The sequence below is a fragment of the Vibrio genomosp. F10 str. 9ZD137 genome (assembly GCF_049974785.1).
In the GTDB taxonomy this organism is placed as follows: domain Bacteria; phylum Pseudomonadota; class Gammaproteobacteria; order Enterobacterales; family Vibrionaceae; genus Vibrio.
The window spans coordinates 1-1,930 of the sequence record NZ_JBNGCJ010000232.1 but is presented as its reverse complement, the minus strand read 5'-3'; the positions used below and the strand labels follow the sequence as shown (position 1 = coordinate 1,930).

Below are 1,930 nucleotides of genomic sequence, written 5' to 3'. Positions count from 1 at the left end.
CGCCATTGGCTCGTGCGCTTTACCATACAACCGAGTTAGAACAAGAGATTCCTGATGGGCTGTTTACCGCAGTGGCTCAAGTGCTTGCTTATGTTTTCCAGCTTAAACAGTTTAGAAAGCGTGGTGGTCAACGTCCTAAGTTGGATGAAGACACCATGACGATTCCAACGGATCTTCGCCATTGATGTCATCTTGCTTGAACCATGAACCATGAACCTGAACCTCAAAACAAGATGTTCAAAGGGGAGGACAGGTTCAGCTGAGATTACTTTTCAGGAATCGATAACAAAATCAGTAAGGCGCCTGCACCACCAAACTCAAGAGGAGCTTGGTGAAAAGCCATCACATCAGGATGTTGGGCAAGCCACAGCGGTGATTTTTGTTTGAGAATATGTTTACCAATACCGTGTTGTACACAGGCACAATGCACATCGTTTTTGATGCAATACGCAATCATAGCTCCCAGTTCGCGCTTTGCTTCTTTTTGTGTCATCCCGTGCATATCTAAGAAGACATCAGGCACATACACGCCACGTCGAAGGCGCTTCACTTCATAAGTAGACACATCATCACGAGCATATCGAGTGGGTCCATCTTGACTGAGAAGCGGAACAAACTCATCAGAGAAATAAAATTCAGTGTCGCTGGCTTCACGAGCGGTGCGTTTGACTTCTTTTTGTATAGAGTTTCTTTTTGGTGGCTGGACTATGGTATCCTGTTGCAACTTTTTTACGCCCTTTACTGCGTCTGTGAATAACGCGAAATCGTCATCAAAATCGGTGTCTTTTTTGCTCATGTTTGGCTCATTGTCTTGCTCGAAGCTTGAATAGCTTAACGTATTAAACATTATTAGCAGTATTGTAGCGCTTTTCGGAGGCAATTTTGGATAAGATTTTTGTAGAAGAAGCGGTATCGGAACTTCATACCCTTCAAGATATGATTCGTTGGACCGTCAGTCGTTTTAATGCCGCTAACTTATTTTATGGTCACGGTACTGATAACGCATGGGATGAAGCCGTACAGCTTATCCTTCCAACGTTATATTTACCTATTGATCTTCCTCCGCATGTGTTGAACTCTCGCCTCACGAGCAGTGAACGTTTACGTATCGTTGAGCGTGTTGTGAAGCGTATCAACGAACGTACTCCGACCGCGTACCTCACCAATAAAGCGTGGTTCTGTGGCCTTGAGTTCTTTGTTGATGAACGTGTACTCGTGCCTCGCTCTCCGATTGCTGAGTTGATTGAGGCGCAATTCCAGCCTTGGCTAACCGAAGAGCCAACCCGTGTTATGGATTTGTGTACCGGTAGTGGGTGTATTGCTATTGCTTGTGCGCATGCTTTTCCAGACGCAGAAGTCGATGCGATTGATATTTCAGTCGATGCCCTTCAAGTAGCTGAGCAAAATGTTCAAGACCACGGTATGGAGCAGCAAGTCTTCCCAATGCGTTCTGATCTGTTCCGTGATTTACCACAGGAAAAATACAGTCTGATCGTATCGAATCCACCGTATGTGGATGAAGAAGATATGAACAGCCTACCTGATGAATTTACTCACGAGCCGGAACTGGGTTTGGCAGCCGGTACCGATGGTCTAAAATTGGTACGCAGAATCTTAGCCAATGCGCCTAATTATCTAACCGAAGACGGTATTTTAGTGTGTGAAGTGGGGAACTCAATGGTGCATATGATGGAGCAATACCCCGATATCCCATTTACTTGGATAGAGTTTTCTAACGGTGGCCATGGCGTATTTATGCTTACCCGACAGCAGCTTGTGGATTGTGCTGATGAGTTTGCACTGTATATCGATTAAACGCTAATCGAAAAGAGAAAACGTCAGCCTTGTGTTGGCGTTTTTTTATGCGTGTTGATTACTATACCAATCGTAGTAAACAAGTGTTCATCCTAGCGGGTTAAAATACTCGATA

3 protein-coding genes are annotated in these 1,930 nt (G+C 44.7%); 2 read left to right on the top strand and 1 reads right to left on the bottom strand.

Translation table 11 applies throughout. From position 1 onward, the window contains the following. Positions 1-185, top strand: a 185-nt coding sequence (locus ACP45E_RS03335) for an EscU/YscU/HrcU family type III secretion system export apparatus switch protein (RefSeq protein WP_198927677.1), incomplete at its 5' end; no start/stop codon positions are given. Between the two features lie 80 nt (positions 186-265). On the opposite strand, the gene smrB is transcribed toward ACP45E_RS03335, so the two are convergent. Then, positions 266-796 (bottom strand): endonuclease SmrB, encoded by a 531-nt coding sequence (gene smrB, locus ACP45E_RS03330; RefSeq protein WP_026026591.1) that lies wholly within the window; start codon positions 794-796, stop codon positions 266-268. An 86-nt stretch (positions 797-882) separates the two neighbouring features. Between smrB and prmB the strand changes: the two genes are divergently transcribed. Beyond that, positions 883-1,815 (top strand): 50S ribosomal protein L3 N(5)-glutamine methyltransferase, encoded by a 933-nt coding sequence (prmB, locus tag ACP45E_RS03325; protein ID WP_017037813.1) that lies wholly within the window; start codon positions 883-885, stop codon positions 1,813-1,815. The last annotated feature ends 115 nt before the right edge of the window (positions 1,816-1,930 follow it).

Coding starts and splice junctions, on each gene's coding strand:
- smrB (WP_026026591.1), bottom strand. CDS start 796: ATGAGCAAAAAAGACACCGATTTTGATGACGATTTCGCGTTATTCACA.